This is a genomic window from Metapseudomonas boanensis, from assembly GCF_018704125.1.
Lineage (GTDB): Bacteria > Pseudomonadota > Gammaproteobacteria > Pseudomonadales > Pseudomonadaceae > Metapseudomonas > Metapseudomonas boanensis.
In genome coordinates, this window is the sequence record NZ_JAGTIS010000004.1 from 254,117 (window position 1) to 273,812 (window position 19,696).

Genomic DNA, 19,696 nt, shown 5'->3' on the forward strand with positions numbered 1-19,696 from the left:
GGGCTGGGTATGCGCCAGAGAAGACGTCGAAGGAGAGGCCGGAACCTGTTGGTTTCCAGCCTCATTGGATGATGCGATGCGTCTCAGGCGCGCAGGTAACGCGGCAGTGGCTTGCGGTGCAGCACCTTGAGGGATTCAACCGGCGGCACCTCGCCAAACTCAAGCGCCAGGTCACGCTTCAGGGTGCTGATCAGCCAGTCCAGCTGGGCTGCGGCGCCGATGCGTGGCACGACCCGTTGAAAGGATTTGCCCTCCCGCTCCAGCGTCAGCACGTAGCCACCATCAGGGCGGGGCGCGGTGCTCAGCTCGTAGTCAGGAAAGGCGTTGGCAAGTGTTCCGATGTCCAGGTTCATGTGTTTCTCCCAGGAAATAAGTGCTCCTGCACCTCGCTGCAGCATGCATGCCTGCGGTATGACAACGGAATCGCCAAATAAATCAGTCGCTTGCAAAACTTTTAAACAAGTTTTGCCGTGCATTGCGCACGATTGAGGCTCTTGGCAGCGTGCAACCTGCAAGATCGAAACCTTGCAGGGCCACGCAAGATGCGCTCAGACCAGTTCGATTCGGTCTTCTTGGATACGGATCAGACCCTGCTTGTAGAGCCCGCCGATGGCCTTCTTGAAGTTGCCCTTGCTGACGCCGAACAGCTTGCTGATCAGCTCGGGCGGGCTCTTGTCGCTGATCTGTAGCACGCCGCCTTCGCTGCGCAGCTTGTCGAGGATCTGCTCGGCCAGGCCGGTGGTTGCGCGCTCGCCGATAGGCTGCAGGCTGAGGCTGATCTTGCCGTCCGGGCGGATCTCCTTGATGTAGCCCTGCTCGCGCATGCCGCTGCGCAGGAACTTGAAGACTTCGTTCTTGTGGATCAGGCCCCAGTGCAGGCCATCGATGATGGCCTTGAAACCCAGGTCTGTCGCTTCGACAACCAGCAAGTCGACCGCCTGACCGGGCTTGTAGCGTGGCGGGGTGTTGTCGAGGTAGCGGTCCAGTCGTGCAGTGGCGGTGATCCGGCGGGTGCGCTTGTCCAGATAGACATGCACGACGCAGTAGTCACCGACCTGGAGCGGGCGCTTCTCTTCCGAATGCGGCAGGAGCAGGTCCTTGGGCAGGCCCCAGTCGAGGAACAGGCCAACCCGGTTGATTTCCACCACCTTGAGGCTGGCGAAACTCCCGACCTGGACCTTGGGGGTGAGCGTGGTGGCGACGGGGCGGTCTTCGCTGTCCAGATAGAGGAACACATTCAACCACTCGCCGACCTCGGTGGGCTCGTCCTTGGGCACATAGCGCTTCGGCAGGAGGATCTCACCGTCCGGCCCGCCGTCCAGGTACAAGCCGAAGTCGGTGTGCTTGACCACCTGCAGTGAGTTGAAACGCCCGATCAGTGCCATATCCGCTACCTCTTTGAGTCGAGGCGGCATTCTACCCGTTGGCCACGTTCCAAGGGGACGGATGGTGCTTCCAGAGCAAAGAAATGCATTGAGGCGACGCGAATTTTCGCTCGGCGATGTGGTCTATCAACTCGGAGCACAATGATGTTTCAGTATCATGTCGCCATGCCGTGAAATTTAACCCGTGACCGTTATCGTCCGGATACTTACTGCCTGATTTCGGGAGTCCCTGTGCGCCCATCCAGCCGCTGGCTGCCACCATTCCTATCGCTAGCAAGCCTTGGCGTGCTCTTCCTGGTGATTCCCCTTGCCTGGCGCTATGCGCTTGGCTGGTCCGATCACTTTGGCTACCTGTCCGACCTTGTCGTGGGTAGCTTCCTGATCGCCCTGATCTACGGTCGCCCGTGGTGGCTGGGGCTGCCCGTGATGGTGGCGTGGAGCCTGATGACCCTGGGTAACGTCGAGCTGGTAGGTGCCGTCGGGCGTATGCCTGAGCCCAGCGACCTGACCTATCTGCTCGATCCGCAGTTCGTCAGCAACTCCACCCAAGGCGGTGGCGTAGGCCATCCGAAGCTGGCCATCGCCTTGGCCATCAGCGTTCTTGCCTGCCTCATCTGCTGGCGACGCTCGATAAAACCGCTGCCGCGCTATTGGTTCGGTGTACCAGCCGCCCTGCTGGCCGGGCATGTATTCCTGCAATACAGCCAGCCGAGCGACGCCGACCAGTGGCAGCAGTTCAACCTGCCGCACAAGCTCCTGGCCAGCGTCGCCAGCACGGGGCAACTGGCATTCGAAGACTGGCTGGACGGCGATCAGCCGGATACCCCGCCAGACATCAGCGGCCTTGCCCGCCTGGACCTCGACGGTATGCCACTCCTGCCCGGGCCGGGGCAGGCACGCAACGTATTGGTGATCACGCTCGAAGGCATTCCCGGCGCCTACCTGGCTGCCAACCGCGCAGCCATCAACAGCAGCTACGACGTCGCCATGATGCCCAAACTCAGCCAATGGGCAGAGCGCGCCATGACCACGCCGGACTACGTGCTGCATAGCCACCAGACCATCCGCGGTCTGTATGCCATGCTCTGCGGTGACTACAGCAAGCTCGACTCGGGCACACCGAAGGGCCTCGAATTGCTGAACAACCCGGCTCGCGCCAAAGCCTGCCTGCCCGCGCAAATGCGCCAGCACGGGTTCAGCACGCACTTCCTGCAGGGCGCTGGGCTGCGCTTCATGGCCAAGGACAAGATCATGCCGCAGATGGGCTTCGACAAGACCCTGGGGCGCGACTGGTTCCCTAACAAGGCCTATCTGGAGTTCCCCTGGGGCATGGATGACAAGGCGTTCTTCGAGGGCGCGCTCACTTATGTGAAGCGACTGCGCCAGCAGAAGAAACCCTGGATGCTGACGCTGCTGACGGTTGGGACCCACCAGCCCTACTCCGCCCCGGCCGACTACCTGGCACGCTACCCGGACGCGAAACAAGCCGCCATTGCCTACCTGGACGATGCCGTGGACAGTTTCCTGCAGGGCCTGGAGAAGCAGGGTGTGTTGAAAAACACCCTGGTGATCGTCACCTCGGACGAGTCCCACGGTATCGACAAGGTGCGCCTTGCCTCGGCCTGGGGCTTCAACCTGGTACTGGCGCCGGAGCAGGCCGCGCTCCCGCCAATCAAGGCCGGTGTCTACGGGCACGTCGACCTCGAGGCCTCGATCCTCGACTACTTCGGTTATGAGGTCCCGCAGAACCTTGCTGGCCGCTCGCTCTTCCGTGAGTACGCAAGCGGACGCGAGATCATGTCCTACACCAATGGCAAGCTGCGCCACCATGACGGAAAGGACACCTTCACCGAGTGCGACTTCCGCCAGGTATGCCGCCGTTACCAGAGCGAAGGCTTCATCGCCGACGAAGCTCGCTACCTCGGCAGTTTCAGCGGCAAGAAAGCCCGTCTGATGGCTCAGCGCGGTGCGCTGCTGGACCAATCGCTGCAGGGCGGAATGCTTGGCCAGGAGTACCAGTTCGCCACCCGCGAGCGCATCAAGCTGAAAGAGAAATCCCGGGACGATTGGGCGGACAACCTGATCGGCGCGCAGTATATGGAACTGCCGAAGAACAGCCGCACGCACGTGCAGCTGCAGATCCGCGTCCTGCGGATGGCGCGCGAGGGTGCCCAGATGCAGCTGAAAGCCAAGGAATTCGAGCGCGACGTTGCCCTCGCCATACCCGAGCTGCCCCGACTGGTGCAGGGCAAACCAGTGAAACTCAGCTTCTCGTTCGATAACCCCGAAGCCCGCAAGGCCTTTTCGTTCCACCTGCTGGCCGAGGGTCGTGGCGTAATCGAGATCAGCGACTTCCGTGTGACCACCGAAGCCTTGCCGCCGCCAAGCGTTGGGACAGGCGAGCAATTGGCGGAGCAGAAACGCCCACTGAATCCGATCAAGAGCATCTTCGGCATGCTGGCCCGCAAGCAGGGCGGTCGGGCGGACGACCTGGAAAGTCCCGACGAGGAGCACACCGCAATTCCGGAAGGTAGGGAACTGCGCCTGCCGCAGTACCACTAATCACCGTGCCACCCACGCTATCGACGCGCGGGTGGCACCATCCGCTCAGGGCAGCACCGCTCTCACAACATTGCGAGTGTGCGCACCGAAGTGCTGGAGGAGGCGCACCAGTGCTTCATCCAGGCGAGAGTCGCGCGATGCTGGCCGCAAATGATTGCCCTGGCTGAAGCTCATTGAGGGGCGGTTCGCGCTTTCCAACCATTCGCCCAGGCGCTGGTCAAGGTCATCAGCCCCTTTCGAAGCCTCCAGGGAAACCGCCCAGCGCAGGTAGCGACGGTCGTCGTAGGCAGGGTAATCACCATCACGCGACTGGTCGGCATAGGCGCGCATCAGCGGGCTCTCTGTGTTGCCATCACGCAGCAATTGGCGGAGTTCTTCCACCTGGTACTTCTCGAGCTCGGTGTGCCGCTTGGCGACCTGAGCCATGACCGCTTGCCGTTCGTGATCCAGGCCCACCACATCCTTCAGAGCTGCCCAGAGCAAGCGCGTGTCACTGTGCCCCGGCAGTGCCTTGGCATGGTAAGGCTGGGTGAGGTCCTGAACGTAGTGCAGCCCCCAGCCAAGGAAACGATAGCCCCAATAGGGATGACCACTTTCAAAGGCAAACCGGGCCAGACCGATGTACTGGAAAACGCGCATTTCAGGGTAGGTTCGTGCCAGGAATGGCGCACCACGATAGACCAGTTCTGACTCGTGGTAGTAACCCATGTGGAAAGGAGCCTGGGAGGAATACTCGTAACGCGAGTCACCGAACGGCTGTGGGCCGAAATTGTATCGGGCACCCGCCTCCCCCGGGTTGTCACTGAACAAGTTGATATCGTGGCCGTAATCAGGCTCATCCGAGGCACTAGCCAGCACCGCCAGTGCCGGTAATCGTTCGCCGGGCTCGACACGGTAGAAATGCCAGGCAGCCCAGAGGTTAGGCTTGCTGAACACCATGACTTCGGAGGCATCCAGCGGCGCCCGGCCCTGCCAGTCCATTCCCGGCAGCGCCTGAACGAAATACGCGAGCCTGGTTTCCGGGTTCGCCCGCAGCGCCATGAGGAATGCTCGACGCCGGTCGCCACGGTGCAGCGGCAGCCAATGCAGTTCATCGGGCCGAGCCGGGTAGCCTGGATAGGTCTCGCGCATGAATGCTTCTTGCTCATCCAGCAGCTGCTCCAACGCCACCCCCTCCTCCTCGAGAAAGGATTCCAGCGTCTCGACCTCAACCTGCGGAGCATCCTTGATCGACACCAGCTCGGCGAGTGCCAGGGCTGTTCCCAGAGCATGGTTGGACCAGGCGAGCGCAGCGACCGGCAAACCGGCCAGGCTCAAGCCAAGGATGAATAGCAGGTGCTTCATCGACCACTCCACTCAAGGTTCGGACAAGGCCGGCAGGCTACCAGCCGGGGCTGACATCTCCACTGTCCAGCCAGGACAGGCGGACTCACCAATCGAGCCGTCACAGTTGCCTTTAGTGCAAGCGCCAATGAGCCCCAGCTGAGGAGCGGTGCAGATCGCCCGATCAATGCAACCTGGGCAAGAACGCAAGCCCCACTCCTGCCGGGAGTGGGGTTGGTGTACGGGATGATGGGCTGTCGTGTGATAGCCCTGAGAGAACAGACGGCCGCCCACTGGGGGCGGCCCTTGGGTTCACTGGATGTCTTCGGGGGTCACCACCACCCAGTTCTTGTCGGCCGTCACCGGCAGACCCAGCTTGGCCTGGGCCTCGGCATTATCCTTCTGCATGCCGCTGATCTGGTCCATGTACTTGGGCTTGCGGTTGATCCAGAGGTTGATACCGCCTTTGCCGACGTCGGTACCGTGGAACATCATGTAGCCGTCGCTGATGGGCGTATCGCCTGCTACCAGGATGGGCTTCTTCCACTGATCGATGTAGGTGAGGACGGCAGCGTGCTTGCCCGACATCCAGGTCGCCGGGGTCCAGAGGTAGGGCGTCAGTTCAAGGCCCAAGTTGGCCTGGGGGTCATATTTGCCTTCTTCGATCTGCTTGCGACTGGTCGTCACTGCGCCGGTCTTGCGGTCCTTGAGCAAAGTAGTCACACCAATCACGTTCTCCGGTTTGACGTTGTAACCGTACTTCGGATCAGAGGCGACCATGCGTACCAGCTCCTCCAGCGCGGCAGTCATGATGTAGACCTCGATGCCGTTCTCACTGAGCTTGTTCATCAACTCCTTCTGCCCACTGAACACCTTCGGCGGGTTGATCTCGATGGTCTTGACCTTATCGCCTTCGTAATAAGTGCTGGGCACAGGCTTGCCATAGGCCATCAGCTCGTCAACGTAGCCCTTGAGCTCGCGCAGGGTGAAGCCGGAGAAGACCTGGGCAACCCAGGGATAGCAGATCAGGTCATCGATCTCGCAGAGCCGGAAGTAATAGCTGTTGAGGCTTTCCTTGTGCCCATTCACATCCTTGAAGGGAATCAGCTTCAGCGAAGGGTCGAGCTTCTCGCGGGTCAGCACCCCCTTCATCTCCAGAAAGGGCAGCAATGACTCCTCGAGGTCATAGCGGTAACTGGTGTTGTCCATGTCGAAAACCGCAAAGTTGCCTTGGTTGGCATGCTTGGCGATCATCGCGTCGAGTTGCTTGGCGGCCGGTTCCGGCCAGTGCTTCAGTTCGGTCGCGGCCTGGGCGGCTCCTATCATTCCCAGGCACAGCACAGCCGACATCAGTGTCTTGGCGATCTTCATCTTCTTGTTCCTTTAGGGTGTGAATGCATCCAAGGAAGCTCGCGACTCCAGCTTCGCCGCCGACCCTAGCAAAGGCCCTGCCCGCCATCGCCACCAATACGACCTCCGCCATTCTCTCTGCGCCATCTACCCCGTTGTGTAATCAGCCGGGTAAATAGCTCGCGATTCAGCCCATTGCGGGGTCAAGGCACTAGACTCATTCGCTTACCTGCCCAGGAGAAGCGCCATGCTCAAAGCCGAATACAGGACCCGCGGTCCGGTGCCGCAAGATGTGATCGAAGCCGTCGAGTTCCAACTGCCGCCGCTCAGCGCAGGTCAGGTTCTAGTGAAAGTGCTGGCCGCGCCAATCAACCCTTCGGATGTGCTGACCTTGACCGGCGAGTACGGCATGTTGCCGCCGCTGCCAGCCATTGGCGGCAATGAGGGCGTGGGCGAGGTCGTCGAAGCCTCTTCTGACGTGGCCCAGTTCAAACCCGGCCAGACCGTGCTGCTCCCCGTTGGCTGCGGTACCTGGCGCACGCACCTGATCGCCGAGGCCAAGCAGCTCGTCCCACTGCCCAGCGCTGATCCGCAGCAACTGGCGATGCTGAGCGTCAACCCGCCCACTGCTTACCTGATGCTGCGCGATTTCGTCGATCTGCAGCCGGGCGACTGGGTGATCCAGAACGCCGCCAACTCCGGCGTCGGCAGCTACCTGATCCAGCTGGCAAAAATCCGTGGCCTGAAAACCGTCAATGTGGTCCGGCGCGAATCCGCCGTGGCCGCCATACAAGCCGAAGGAGGCGACGTGGTGCTGGTGGATGGCCCGGACCTGCCAAAACGCGCCCGCGAAGCCACGGGTGGCGCAGCCATCAAGCTCGGCATCGACGCCGTGGGCGGTGCCTCGACCGACCACCTCGCCGCCAGCCTGGCGGAGGGTGGCGTGCTGGTGAACTACGGACGCATGAGCGGCGAGCCCTGCCAGGTGAACGCAGCTTCCTTCGTCTTCCGCGATGTCACCCTCAAGGGCTTCTGGCTGGCCCGCTGGTTCCGTCAGGCGACGCCACAGCAGCAGATGCAGCTCTTCGGTGAGCTGATCCAACTGATCGCCAGCGGAAAGTTGAAGGCCCGCATCGCGGCCACCTACAACATCAGCCAGATCAAAGAAGCCATCGCCGCTGCGGCCAGTGGCGAGCGCGATGGGAAGATCGTGCTGGTGCCGTGAAAGGAGGCGTCCCCGCTCTGTAGGAGTGATTTCGTTCGCGAAGGCAGGCCAGCGGCCTGCCCAGTCGCCCTCACCCAAAGCACCGCTCCCCGTAGAATCAGCCGAACAGCCAGTAGCCCAGCACGGATAGATGGACGGCCACGATCAGCCAGAACTTGAGTTGATATGAGAGCTTGCGGTTCTTGTGGCGGATGAGGCGTTGCGCCAATAGACCGCCGGGCCAACCGCCCAGCAGCTCCAGAAGGTGCAGCCGGGTCTCTGGAGTCCGCTGCTGGCCGGCGATGGCGAATCGCTTGTCCCGCCAGTACGCCACAAAGCACAGCAGGCTCATCAACGCGTACGCCAGCAGCAGGAGTTGCACAGCGCCAAAGCCGCTGAGCCAAGGCCCGAGCAACTGTTCAGGCCCCTGCCCCATGAGCTGGACAACGTGGGCGGCGAGGCCCTGACTTTCAGAAGCGAGCGGCTGCGATGCCTGTAGCGAGGCGCAGCCACGGTCGCTGAACTGCACGACGCCATCTGGCTGCACGCAACGGTAGACCTCAGCCCGGAGCGCCTCCGAGAAATACCAGGTCCCGGCCGCCAACCCGGCCTTGCGCATCGGCGACATTCCTCCGCCCGCTCCTTTATTCCGCAGCCGGCTTCTTGCGCTTCAGCGGCGCCAGGCCGTCGCTGCTCACCACCTGCGACTCTCCACGCGGCGCGCGGGAGGCGGCCGGCTTGCGCTTGGGCGCGGCGGACTTGGCGGACGGCTTCTTGTCGCCCTTCTTGTCGACCTTTTTCTTCTTCACGCCAGCGGCCTTGCCGGAAGCCTTCACCTTCTTCGGACCGCTGTAGCTGCCCTTGAGCTCCTTGATCACCCGGCGCTCGAAGCTCTGCTTGAGGTAGCGCTCGATGCTGGACATCAGGTTCCAGTCGGTATGGCAGATCAGAGAAATCGCCAAGCCCTCGCCACCGGCGCGGCCAGTACGGCCGATGCGGTGCACGTAGTCATCGCCAGAACGTGGCATGTCGAAGTTGATCACCAGATCCAGACCATCCACGTCAAGGCCGCGCGCGGCGACGTCGGTGGCCACCAGCACCTTCACGCCGCCCTGCTTCAGGCGGTCGATGGCCAGCTTGCGATCCTTCTGATCCTTCTCGCCATGCAGCACGAAGGCCTTGAAACCACCCGCCACCAGGCGACCGTAAAGTCTGTCCGCCAGGACACGGGTATTGGTGAAGACGATGGCCTTCTGGTAGGTCTCGTTCTCCAGAAGCCAGTGCACCAGCCGCTCTTTATGGGCCGGATCGTCGGCGGTGATGATCTGCTGGCGGGTGCCCTCGTTGAGCTCGGCAATTGCATTCAGGCGCAGGTGCAGCGGGTCACGCAGGACGCTGGCGACCATTTCGCGCAGACCCGCTCCGCCTGTTGTAGCGGAGAACAGCAGGGTCTGGGCCCGATTGGAACATTCGCCCGCCAGGCGCTGCACGTCCTCGGCGAAACCCATGTCGAGCATGCGGTCCGCCTCGTCCAGTACCAGTACCTCCACCTGTTTCACGTCCAGGTTGCCAGCGTTGAGGTGCTCCAGCAGACGCCCAGGCGTGCCGATCAGGACATCCGGCACCTTGCGCAGCATGGCCGCTTGCACCTTGAAGTCCTCGCCACCGGTGATCAGGCCCGACTTGATGAAGGTGAACTGGGAGAAACGCTCCACCTCCTTCAAGGTCTGCTGGGCGAGTTCGCGGGTCGGCAGCAGGATCAGCGCGCGAACACGCACGCGCTTCTCGGCATCACCGATCAGGCGATTCAGCAGCGGCAGGACGAAGGCAGCGGTCTTGCCGCTGCCGGTCTGTGCGGTGACACGCAGGTCGCGCCCTTCCAGGGCTGGCGGAATGGCCGCCACCTGCACCGGAGTCGGCTCGACAAAGTTCAGTTCGGCAACGGCCTTGAGCAGACGTTCGTGCAGGGCGAATTGGGCAAACACAGGACTACCTCGGATCGAAAACATAAATAGCTGCATAGGTTACCCGGTGTCGCGATGGAAAGCCCGATTTCCGCACAGAGTGCTGACCTGGCGCAGCTCGAAACTGCGGTTAAGCTAAACGCTTGTCCCGGAGAACAACGCCATGAAGCCGACTTTGATCTACTACGTCGCCGCCAGCCTGGACGGCTACATTGCCCGCCCGGACGGCAGCGTCGACTGGCTGGAGGCTGTCGAGAACACCGATGAAGACCATGGCTACCAGGCCTTCTACGACAGTGTCGACGGCTTGCTGATGGGGCGGGCGACCTATGAGTCGGTCCTCGGCTTCGGTGGCGACTGGCCCTACCCTGGCAAGCCCTGCACCGTACTAACCCGAGCGAAACTACCGCGCAAGGCTCCAGAAGTCCGGATCAGTCATGCCTCGCCGAGCGACGCCCTTGCAGCACTCGCCAGGAAAGACTGCAAGCGCGTCTGGTTGGTCGGGGGCGGTTCGCTGGCCGGAAGCTGCTACGCTGCCGGCCTGCTCGACGAGTTGGTGGTCAACGTTATCCCACACTTGCTGGGCGCCGGTATTCCGATGTTCGCAACCGGCCTCGAACGCCGTCTCCAACTCCGCGAGCAACGTAGTTTCAGCACCGGCGTGGTGCAACTGCACTATCAACTCCTCCCCGAAGCCGAGGTCCCATGACCACCCTGAACATTGCTGCCGCCTGCTTGCTCGACCCGCAAGACCGCCTGTTGCTGGTGCGCAAGCGCGGCACCCAAGCCCTGATGCTGCCAGGCGGCAAGCGCGAGGCGGGCGAAAGCGCCGTGCAAGCCCTGCTTCGCGAACTCTGGGAAGAATTGCAGTTGCGCCTGGATGCAGCGGCGCTGCAGCCACTCGGGCAGTTCCGCGCTCCGGCCGCCAACGAAGCTGGCACCTGGATCAACGCTGACATTTTCGTTGCTCGCCTGCCCCACCCGGTGGAAGCGGCGGCGGAACTGGAAGAACTGGCCTGGCTGGCACCCGGCCAAGTCCATCCCAGCAATCTGGCCCCGCTGCTGCGGGACCATGTGTTGGCGGCGTTAAAGCCCTTGCCGAGCCTGCTTGCGCAGTAACTTCGCACTGTCCCAGCCAATCAGCAACACGGCCAGCCAGATCGGCAGGTAGGTCCAGAGCTGAGCCGGATTGAATGCTTCGCCCAGGAAAATCACCGCCACGGCGAACAGCAGCACCGGCTCCACATAACTGAGGATGCCGAACAAGCCCAGCGGCAGCAGGCGGCTGGAGGCCATCATCGCGGCAAACGCCAGAGTGCCGAGTAGCCCCAGGCCAGGCAGCAGCCACCACAACTGCGGTGCCAGGGTGAAGGCGCCAGGCGGCGACCAGTTGACGATCATCCAGATCGCCAAGGGAGCCAGGACCGCCATCTCCAGGATGAAACCGGACAACGCATCCAGTCGCATCCAGCGGCGCAACATGAAGTACGGCGGATAACCCAACGCGGTAACCAGGGTCAGCCAGGAGAAGGCACGGGTCAGCCAGAGCTCGTGGAACACACCCAGCACGGCGCAGATAACCGCCAGCAGCTGCAGGGGGCGCAGGCGTTCGTTGTAGAACACCCTGCCGGCCAGCACCATCGCCAGCGGTAGGAGGAAGTAGCCAAGGGACACCTCGAGCATCCGCCCTTGCAACGGAGCCCAGAGGAACAACCCCCACTGCACGCCAATCAACACCGCAGCCAGCGGCAATGCTGCCAGCAACAAGGGTTCACTTCGCAAACGCCCGAGTACCCCAATGAACGCGGGCCATTGGCGCGTCAACAGCAACAGGGCCAGAACCGCCGGGACCGACCAGAGCACGCGCTGGGCGAATACCTGAACACCATCCAGCGGGGCCAGCGTTTTCACGTAGCCGGGCATCAGGGCGAACAGCACAGAGGCTATCAGGGACAGCGCAACACCGCGTCCGGACAATCTCATGGCTGCCTCGGTGTGCGGGTTTTGGAATGAAACTGAGTCATCTCGGACCTCGAAAAGCAGCCGGCGAAAATACGCCTTCCTTGCCGCGGGCGGAAGCTTAACAAGGGGAAAAACTGACCACCTGGGCAGGGACGCCTTCGACATTGCGGAAAACGGCAGGTCAGAAAACCCCTCTGATCTGCGGGAGCTGAATCATTCTCAAGGCGGGCTGCTCCGCGGCCATCAAGGTCACGTCACCAACAAAAAGACCGGCCTGAACCATCAGGCCGGTCTGGCGTGCGCGCTCAAGGAGCCACGGCGCGCAAAGGGGAGCATTGGAGCGGAGCTGGAGTCAGGCCACTTTGGCCAGTTGTGACTTGGCGGCGGCCAGGCCTTTTTCCTGGAACTCGGCGCCCATGTTCAGGCCCTCGGCATGAATGAACGTTACGTCATGGATGCCGATGAAGCTCATGGCCTGACGCAGGTACGGCTCCTGATGGTCGACCGGGCTACCGGCGTAGATGCCGCCGCGGGCCGTCAGGATGTAGGCGCGCTTGCCAGTGAGCAGGCCTTGCGGGCCGGTCTCGGTGTACTTGAAGGTGACCCCTGCACGCAGCACATGGTCCAGCCAGGACTTCAGGGTGCTGGGGATAGCGAAGTTGTACATCGGCGCCGCCATCACCAGCACATCTGCCGCCAGCAGCTCCTCGGTCAGCAGGTTGGAGAGCGCCAAGGCAGCCTTCTCGCTTTCGCTCTGCTGGTCTGCAGGCTTCATCCATCCACCCAGCAGGTCGGCATCGAGATGCGGCACCTGGTCGATCGCAAGGTCGCGAACCTGGATGTCATCGGCAGGATGGGCGGTTTGCCAACGGGCGATAAAATCCTGGGTCAGTTGACGGGACACGGAACCTTGCTGACGGGCGCTGCTTTCGATGACAAGAATGCGGGACATGGTGACTACCTCCATCGGGGGTTGTTGTGCGTCGATGGGAGGCAGATTAGGCGGTCACATATCGATAAAAAAGCGTAAATATCCGCTACAAAACATCAGGAAAGTTGATTTATCAAAAGCTCGGCACTAGGCTGTTTTCTGTGCCCAAAGCCCCTGCCCCTTCACTTGGGGTTGCAGGTCAACTTGATCCGCAGCTTGATCACGGCACGGTTGAACTTGGCGGTGAGATAAGCGCTCTTGCCACCGTCGATCACAGCCTTGCGTACCCTTGGAGTTTCCGGCCCGTTGATGAAACGCACCGTGCATTCAGCGCGGGCCTCACCCAGGTTCTGCAGGTTGATCGCCGCCATGTTGCCGTCGATATCAGTGGTGTCATAGACGATTTCGGCACCGTTGTACTGCTTCTCCACCTCGATAGGGTAGGCAAGAGCGACAGCAGGTAGTAGAGCGAGCAAGGCACAGCAAAACTTATTCATCGGTGGTCTCCAGCGCAGAGGTCGCCAGCTTAGCAGAGCGCTGCGGCACGCAGCACGCCACGGGGGCTTGGATCCTCGCGGCCCTGGCGACTAGAGGACCGAACTCGCATGAAAGCCCCCCGTGTCACGCTGGACCAGTGGCGAACCCTGCAGGCTGTGGTGGACCATGGTGGCTTCGCCCAAGCCGCAGAAGCGACGCACCGATCGCAGTCCTCGGTGAGCTACACCGTGGCCCGGATGCAGGAGCAACTGGGCGTGCCGCTGTTGCGCATCGAAGGCCGCAAGGCCGTGCTGACCGAAGCCGGTGAGGTGCTCCTGCGCCGTTCACGGCAACTGGTCAAGCAGGCCAGCCAGCTCGAAGAACTGGCCCACCACATGGAGCAAGGCTGGGAGGCAGAAGTGCGGTTGGTGGTGGATGCCGCCTATCCCAATGCGCGCCTGGTCCGCGCCCTCTCCGCTTTCATGCCGCAGAGCCGCGGCTGCCGCGTTCGCCTGCGTGAAGAGGTGCTGTCCGGCGTCGAGGAAGTCCTGCTGGAGGGATCGGCCGACCTGGCCATCACCACCCTGGACATTCAGGGCTATCTGGGCGCCGCGCTCTGTTCTGTGGAGTTCATCGCCGTCGCCCACCCGGACCACCCGCTGCACCGACTCAACCGCCAGATCAACTTCCAGGACCTTGAAAGCCAACTGCAAGTGGTGATCCGCGATACCGGCCGTACGCAGCCGCGCGACGTTGGCTGGCTGGGCGCGGAGCAGCGTTGGACCGTGGGCAGCCTGTCGACCGCCACCAACTTCGTCAGCAGCGGTCTAGGCTTCGCTTGGCTGCCGCGTCACTTGATCGAGCGCGAACTCACCGAAGGCGTGCTCAAGCCGCTCCCACTCGAGCAAGGCGGCAGCCGCCATCCATCTTTTTATCTTTATGCGAACAAGGAGAAAGCCCTGGGCCCGGCCTCGCAGATTCTGGTCGAATTGATCAGGACATTCGACTCCGCGCCCCTGGATGCCCCCTTCGCAGCACCGATGCCCAGTGTCTGACAGGAGGTCGTGCATGTCCTACTTCGATAACGACGGCTGCAGCTTGCATTACGAGGACTACGGCCACGGCACACCGTTGCTGCTGGTGCACGGCCTGGGGTCGAGCACCCGCGACTGGGAGTACCAGATTCCGGCCCTCAGCACGCGCCACCGCGTCATTGCGCTGGACGTCCGCGGCCACGGTCGCTCCGACAAACCCCGCGAACGCTACAACATGGGCACGTTCGCCGACGACGTCGCCGCGCTGATCGAGCACCTTGGCCTGGCGCCGGTGCATCTGGTGGGCATCAGCATGGGTGGGATGATCGGCTTCCAGCTGGGGGTCGAGCGCCCGGAGCTGCTGCGCAGCCTGACCGTCGTCAACAGCGGCCCCGAGGTGAAGCCGAAAACCCCGCGCGACTACGTGGAAATCGCCAAGCGCTGGAGCCTGTCGCGGTTGCTGAGCCTGGAAAGCATCGCCAAGGGTCTGGGCCGCCTATTGTTCCCTCACCCGGAGCAGGCCGCCTTGCGGGCGAAGATCGAGGAGCGCTGGCCGCAGAACGACAAGCGCGCCTACCTCGCGGCCCTGGACGCCATCATCGGCTGGGGAGTGCGGGAACGCCTGGCGCGGATCACCTGTCCTACGCTGGTGGTCAGCGCCGACCGCGATTACACCCCGGTCGCGCAGAAGCAAGCCTATGTGAATGAGCTGCCCAATGCGCGGCTGGTGGTCATCGAAAACTCCCGCCACGCCACTCCGCTGGACCAGCCGGACCGATTCAACACCACCCTGCTCGACTTCATAGAAGAAGTAGAACGTACCTAGGACCCATGCTCATGCTGAAAAAACTCGCCCTGACCGCCAGTGCCCTGCTGTTCTCCCTGAACCTGATGGCCGCCGACAACCCACATGTGCTGCTGACTACAAGCGCCGGTGAGATCGAAGTGGAGTTGGAAGCCGAAAAGGCCCCCGCCAGCGTGAAGAACTTCCTCGAATACGTGGATGCCGGCTTCTACAACGGCACCATCTTCCATCGCGTGATTCCCGGCTTCATGATCCAGGGCGGTGGCTTCGATACCGATCTGCAGCAGAAGGAAACCCGTGGTCCGATCAAGAACGAGGCTGACAACGGTCTGCACAACGTCCGCGGCACGCTGGCCATGGCCCGCACCCAGGAGCGCGACTCGGCCACCAGCCAGTTCTTCATCAACCACAAGGACAACGCCTTCCTCGACCACGGCAGCCGTGACTTCGGCTACGCAGTGTTCGGCAAGGTGGTGCGCGGCCTGGATGTTGTCGACCAGATCGCTTCCGTGCCCACCGGTAATCGCGGCATGTACCAGAACGTGCCGCTGAAGCCGGTGATGATTCTCTCAGCCAAGCGCCTCTGAGACCGCAGGCCCGGACAGGAAGTCCGGGCCATCAGCCTTCCTCGAAGGCGGCCTGTGCAAGGATGAGCCGCTATGCTGTTCCGACGGTTTGAACGCCTGATCGATATCTTTCGCCAGGTGCCCGACGAAACGCCCCCGCGCAGCGTGTTGCGCTTCTACGCCTACTACTTGCGCCAGGTCTGGCCGATCTTCAGTGCCTTGCTGCTGGTCGGTCTTATCGTCGCCTTGATCGAGGTGGCTCTGTTCAGTTTCCTCGGCCGAATCGTTGACCTGGCGCAAAGCACGCCCGCCAGCCAATTCTTCGAGCAGCACGGCCAGGAGCTGCTTTGGATGGCACTGGTTGCCCTGGTTCTGCGGCCGCTGTTCAACGGCCTGCACGACCTGCTGGTGCACCAGACCATCAATCCCAGCCTGACCAACCTGATCCGCTGGCAGAACCACCGTTATGTACTCAAGCAGAGCCTGGGCTTCTTCCAGAACGACTTCGCCGGCCGTATTGCCCAACGCATCATGCAGACCGGCAACTCCCTGCGTGACTCGGCGGTGCAGTCGGTGGACGCGCTCTGGCACGTGCTGATCTACGCGGTCAGCGCCCTGGTGCTGTTCGCGGAAGCGGACTGGCGCCTCATGGTGCCGCTGGCGCTCTGGATCGCTGGCTATCTCGCCACCCTCGGGTACTTCGTGCCCAGGGTCAAGCAACGCTCGGTGGAGTCTTCCGACGCGCGCTCACGCCTAATGGGCCGCATCGTCGACGGCTACACCAACATCACCACCCTCAAGCTCTTCGCGCACACCCGTGAAGAAGAGGACTACGCCCGCGAGGCAATCCGCGAACAGACCTACAAGACTCAGCTCGCCGCACGAGTGGTGACCTCAATGGACGCCACCATCACCGGCATGAACGGGCTGCTCATCGTCACCACCTGCGGCCTGGCGCTCTGGCTCTGGAGCCAGGGCCTGATCACCGTCGGCGCCATCGCCCTGGCCACCGGCCTGGTGATCCGCATCAACAACATGTCCGGCTGGATCATGTGGGTGGTCAACGGCATCTTCGAGAACATCGGCCAGGTGCAGGACGGCATGCAGACCATCTCGGTGCCACGCCAGGTAATCGATCGCACTGGCGCCCTGCCGCTACAGGTCAGGCGTGGAGAAGTACACTTCGAGCGGGTCAACTTCCACTACGGCAAGGGCAGCGGCGTGATCCAGGGCCTGGACCTGCGCGTGAGACCAGGCGAAAAAATCGGCCTGGTGGGCCCCTCGGGCGCCGGTAAGTCGACCCTGGTCAACCTCCTGCTACGCCTCTATGACCTGGAGGGCGGCCGCATCCTGATCGACGGCCAGGATATCGCCGAGGTGACCCAGGAAAGCCTGCGTGCGCAGATCGGCATGGTGACCCAGGACACCTCGCTGCTGCACCGCTCGATCCGCGAGAACCTGCGCTATGGTCGCCCCGGCGCCAGCGACGACGAATTGCGGGAAGCCGTGCGCAAGGCCCGCGCCGACGAGTTCGTCCCGCAGCTCAGCGATGCCCAGGGGCGTCGCGGCTTCGACGCCCATGTGGGCGAGCGCGGCGTCAAGCTGTCCGGCGGACAGCGTCAGCGCATCGCCATCGCCCGGGTGCTGCTCAAGGATGCCCCCATCCTGATCCTCGACGAGGCTACCTCGGCGCTGGATTCGGAAGTGGAAGCCGCAATCCAGGAAAGTCTGGAAACCCTGATGCAGGGAAAAACGGTCATTGCCATCGCCCACCGGCTTTCGACCATTGCGCGCATGGATCGGCTAGTGGTGCTCGACAAGGGCCAAATCGTGGAAAGCGGCACCCACAGCGAGCTGCTTGAGCGAGACGGGCTGTACGCGCGCCTCTGGCAGCATCAGACCGGAGGATTCGTAGGCGTGGAGTGAATGTTCGAGCTGCCGCTAGACCATCTCAGCCCATTTCGCCTGGAAATCTCACGACGTGCGACAAACGGTCGCACCACCTCAAGCACGGGTGATTGCGGGCAGCCAGCACCCGTTCGAAACAGCCCCTTCCCGGAGTGATGGTTGAACTAATCGCCTCAGTCCGGTCACATGAAGTCCCTTGAAAGCGATACCCAACAGAGGAACAAAAGCCTATGAAAATGGCCTCGGTTGTCAGCGCCGTGATCTCCAGTCTCGCGCCCAGCGTATTCGCCCAGGATGGCTTGCAAAACCACGGTGCGGGTCTACCCGTTGTGGAATACCACTACGGAATGGACATCGACGTTCAGAAGGTGCTGCACCGCACCGACACTTCCGACAAGACAGGCGTCGTGCCGGTCACCCTCGTCTATGAAGACAGCCAGGGCGAAGTGCACAAGATCCGCTTCCTCGAATGGGGCGGCACCACCACCGACACCAGCACACCGACCAGTATCGGCTGATCAGCCCTGGCGATAAGGAAGCAGGCCTCGCGCCTCCTCGGCGTAGGCCTGTATCCCATCACGCTCCTGGCGCAAGAAGTCATCTACCGCGGCACGTAACCCCGGGTGAGTCAGAAAGTGCCAGGAGCGCGTGATCACCGGCTCGAAGCCTCGAATCAACTTGTGCTCCCCCTGGGCGCCGGCATCGAAACGCTGAAGCCCACTGGCGATGGCCTGGTCGATGCCCTGGTAGAAACAGGTTTCGAAATGGAGTCGATCGAACTCCGCCAGGCTGCCCCAATAGCGGCCATAGAGCGTATCTCCACCTTGCAGTGAAAATGCCATGGCCACCGGCCGGGCACCTTGCAGCGCCAGCACCACGCGGATGGCCTCAGGCATACGTGCCGCCAACAGACTGAAGAAAGTTCGCGTCAGATAGGGCGCCTGGCCGCGCACGCGGTAGGTATTGGCATAGCAGGCATAGACGAAATCCCACTCTGCCTCGCTCAACTCACTACCGGCGCGCCAGTCGAACTCGATCCCCTGCCCCGCCACCTGTTCACGCTCCTTGCGCAATTGCTTGCGCTTGCGTGAACTCAGGGCGTCGAGGAAGTCCTGGAAATCCCGGTACCCCTGATTACGCCAGTGGAACTGGCAACCCAGGCGCTCCAGCCAGCCGCGGCGACCGCGCAGGTGAAGATCGGCAAAAGCATCAGTGAAATTGATGTGCACGCCCGACAGCCCATCTGCCGCCACGTCGCGCTCCAACGCATCAAGCAACTGAACGGCAGACGCATCGTCCACAGCCAATAGCCTGGCCCCACCGACCGGGGTGAAGGGCACCGCCGCCAGCAACTTGGGGTAGTAACCAATCCCGGCACGTTGGCAGGCATCAGCCCAAGCCCAGTCGAACACATACTCGCCATAGGAATGGCTTTTCAGGTAGACCGGCATGGCCGCCAGCAATTCACCACCCGCTCCACGCAACAGGTGATGCACAGGACTCCAGCCGCTGCGCCCACCCACGCTGCCGCTCTCCTCCAGCGCACTGAGAAAGGCATGGCGCATGAAGGGCTGGGCATCCGGCAACAGGGCATCCCATTGCAGCGGTGCAATATCGGAGAGACGAGCAAGGGTCTGGATTGGCATGTCGCAAGTCTGGCCTGCGGTGCCAAGGAAAGAAAGCATCCGAAGCCATTGCTGGCAGTTCAGGCGCACCCCGAATACCAGCAATATGGGCACGGTTTGCTTGAAAACCGTGCCCAGGAAACTCTGGGCTACGCCCGAAGGAAAACGAGCAAGAACTCGACGCCCCCAGTCCTACAAGGCTCTCAGCCCGGCCGTTGATTACTAGCAACAGCTAACGCAGACAGAGCCAATTCATTTGCCCCAACGTGCTCCTCAAAGCACCGCTGCGCGATGGGCTCGAACAGCGACTGGAAGCCTTTCCAGAGTGGTTCGACACCCGCCGCAGCGATGCCCGCCTTGAGCCGCCACGACCACCCGGACGAGGTGTTTGCCTAACCGCTTTCCAGCAAGTAGGGCTACCTCGGACAGACTGTACCGCCACCGCCGGTTTCGCCGCCGACCGCTAGGGCCTGTCCATCGTCATGTGGATGGGTTGCGTCGGTGCTCTTGCTCATAGCACGCAGCCAAGCATTGGAGCAGACACCACAAGACTTCTACAAAGCCCATTGACTTGTACAAAAATCGCGTTACGCTCCCCAT

Annotated in this window: 20 protein-coding genes; 10 read left to right on the plus strand and 10 right to left on the minus strand. The window is 62.2% G+C overall.

The annotated features are described in order from the left end of the window. Nucleotides 1-83 precede the first annotated feature (83 nt). A complete protein-coding gene (locus J7302_RS10465) occupies nucleotides 84-353 on the minus strand; it encodes a DUF3509 domain-containing protein (RefSeq protein WP_215373585.1) in 270 nt (89 codons plus the stop codon). Nucleotides 354-548: 195 nt separating this feature from the next. Then, entirely contained in the window at nucleotides 549-1,385 is an 837-nt protein-coding gene (locus J7302_RS10470) for a CvfB family protein (protein ID WP_215373587.1), read from the minus strand. A 231-nt stretch (nucleotides 1,386-1,616) separates the two neighbouring features. On the opposite strand from J7302_RS10470, the gene J7302_RS10475 reads away from it, so the two are divergent. Next, the gene (locus J7302_RS10475) at nucleotides 1,617-3,947 is read left to right on the plus strand and encodes an LTA synthase family protein (RefSeq protein ID WP_215373589.1); all 2,331 of its coding nucleotides are present in this window, start codon (nucleotides 1,617-1,619) and stop codon (nucleotides 3,945-3,947) included. Between the two features lie 45 nt (nucleotides 3,948-3,992). Here J7302_RS10475 and J7302_RS10480 read toward each other — a convergent pair whose 3' ends face one another. Continuing rightward, a complete protein-coding gene (locus J7302_RS10480; protein ID WP_215373592.1) occupies nucleotides 3,993-5,291 on the minus strand; it encodes a phospholipase C/P1 nuclease family protein in 1,299 nt (432 codons plus the stop codon). Nucleotides 5,292-5,582: 291 nt separating this feature from the next. Beyond that, nucleotides 5,583-6,641 carry an HAD family hydrolase gene (locus tag J7302_RS10485; protein WP_215373595.1) on the minus strand — a complete coding sequence of 353 codons (1,059 nt, stop codon included), beginning with the start codon at nucleotides 6,639-6,641 and terminating at the stop codon, nucleotides 5,583-5,585. Between the two features lie 226 nt (nucleotides 6,642-6,867). On the opposite strand from J7302_RS10485, the gene J7302_RS10490 reads away from it, so the two are divergent. Next, nucleotides 6,868-7,845, plus strand: a complete 978-nt coding sequence (locus J7302_RS10490; protein ID WP_215373598.1) for a zinc-dependent alcohol dehydrogenase family protein — start codon at nucleotides 6,868-6,870, stop codon at nucleotides 7,843-7,845. A gap of 97 nt (nucleotides 7,846-7,942) precedes the next feature. On the opposite strand, the gene J7302_RS27015 is transcribed toward J7302_RS10490, so the two are convergent. Together J7302_RS27015 and J7302_RS10500 are read right to left on the minus strand one after the other, a co-directional pair. After that, complete coding sequence (locus tag J7302_RS27015; protein WP_215373600.1) at nucleotides 7,943-8,452, minus strand: DUF1294 domain-containing protein; 510 nt, start codon at nucleotides 8,450-8,452, stop codon at nucleotides 7,943-7,945. A 16-nt stretch (nucleotides 8,453-8,468) separates the two neighbouring features. Continuing rightward, complete coding sequence (locus tag J7302_RS10500; RefSeq protein WP_394359084.1) at nucleotides 8,469-9,809, minus strand: DEAD/DEAH box helicase; 1,341 nt, start codon at nucleotides 9,807-9,809, stop codon at nucleotides 8,469-8,471. Nucleotides 9,810-9,951: 142 nt separating this feature from the next. Here J7302_RS10500 and J7302_RS10505 point away from each other — a divergent pair, with 142 nt between their 5' ends. Both J7302_RS10505 and J7302_RS10510 read left to right on the plus strand, forming a co-directional pair. Next, nucleotides 9,952-10,497, plus strand: coding sequence for a dihydrofolate reductase family protein (locus tag J7302_RS10505; protein ID WP_215373602.1), 546 nt, complete (start codon nucleotides 9,952-9,954; stop codon nucleotides 10,495-10,497). Continuing rightward, nucleotides 10,494-10,907, plus strand: a complete 414-nt coding sequence (locus J7302_RS10510; protein WP_215373605.1) for an NUDIX hydrolase — start codon at nucleotides 10,494-10,496, stop codon at nucleotides 10,905-10,907. Before J7302_RS10505 ends, J7302_RS10510 begins: the two co-directional genes overlap by 4 nt. Here the strand turns inward: J7302_RS10510 and rarD are convergent. Continuing rightward, nucleotides 10,875-11,771 (minus strand): EamA family transporter RarD, encoded by an 897-nt coding sequence (gene rarD / locus J7302_RS10515; RefSeq protein ID WP_215373607.1) that lies wholly within the window; start codon nucleotides 11,769-11,771, stop codon nucleotides 10,875-10,877. The two genes, J7302_RS10510 and rarD, sit on opposite strands and share 33 nt — an antisense overlap. On the opposite strand from rarD, the gene J7302_RS10520 reads away from it, so the two are divergent. Next, nucleotides 11,770-12,126, plus strand: coding sequence for a hypothetical protein (locus tag J7302_RS10520; protein ID WP_215373609.1), 357 nt, complete (start codon nucleotides 11,770-11,772; stop codon nucleotides 12,124-12,126). The two genes, rarD and J7302_RS10520, sit on opposite strands and share 2 nt — an antisense overlap. Here the strand turns inward: J7302_RS10520 and J7302_RS10525 are convergent. Continuing rightward, on the minus strand, nucleotides 12,103-12,702 hold the full coding sequence (locus tag J7302_RS10525; RefSeq protein ID WP_215373612.1) for an FMN-dependent NADH-azoreductase: 600 nt from the start codon (nucleotides 12,700-12,702) through the stop codon (nucleotides 12,103-12,105). The two genes, J7302_RS10520 and J7302_RS10525, sit on opposite strands and share 24 nt — an antisense overlap. Nucleotides 12,703-12,863: 161 nt before the next feature. Next, entirely contained in the window at nucleotides 12,864-13,178 is a 315-nt protein-coding gene (locus J7302_RS10530; protein WP_215373614.1) for a 3-phosphoglycerate kinase, read from the minus strand. A gap of 108 nt (nucleotides 13,179-13,286) precedes the next feature. Here J7302_RS10530 and J7302_RS10535 point away from each other — a divergent pair, with 108 nt between their 5' ends. The 5 genes from J7302_RS10535 to J7302_RS10555 all read left to right on the plus strand — a co-directional run bounded on the left by J7302_RS10535 (nucleotide 13,287) and on the right by J7302_RS10555 (nucleotide 17,989). After that, nucleotides 13,287-14,213, plus strand: coding sequence for a LysR family transcriptional regulator (locus J7302_RS10535; RefSeq protein WP_215373616.1), 927 nt, complete (start codon nucleotides 13,287-13,289; stop codon nucleotides 14,211-14,213). Between the two features lie 13 nt (nucleotides 14,214-14,226). Next, on the plus strand, nucleotides 14,227-15,018 hold the full coding sequence (locus J7302_RS10540; protein WP_215373618.1) for an alpha/beta fold hydrolase: 792 nt from the start codon (nucleotides 14,227-14,229) through the stop codon (nucleotides 15,016-15,018). A gap of 11 nt (nucleotides 15,019-15,029) precedes the next feature. After that, on the plus strand, nucleotides 15,030-15,584 hold the full coding sequence (locus J7302_RS10545; protein WP_215373620.1) for a peptidylprolyl isomerase: 555 nt from the start codon (nucleotides 15,030-15,032) through the stop codon (nucleotides 15,582-15,584). Between the two features lie 72 nt (nucleotides 15,585-15,656). After that, complete coding sequence (locus tag J7302_RS10550) at nucleotides 15,657-17,489, plus strand: ABC transporter ATP-binding protein (RefSeq protein ID WP_215373623.1); 1,833 nt, start codon at nucleotides 15,657-15,659, stop codon at nucleotides 17,487-17,489. 212 nt (nucleotides 17,490-17,701) lie between these two features. Next, nucleotides 17,702-17,989, plus strand: a complete 288-nt coding sequence (locus J7302_RS10555; RefSeq protein ID WP_215373625.1) for a DUF2790 domain-containing protein — start codon at nucleotides 17,702-17,704, stop codon at nucleotides 17,987-17,989. On the opposite strand, the gene J7302_RS10560 is transcribed toward J7302_RS10555, so the two are convergent. Then, complete coding sequence (locus tag J7302_RS10560; protein WP_215373627.1) at nucleotides 17,990-19,117, minus strand: GNAT family N-acetyltransferase; 1,128 nt, start codon at nucleotides 19,115-19,117, stop codon at nucleotides 17,990-17,992. Between the last annotated feature and the right edge of the window lie 579 nt (nucleotides 19,118-19,696).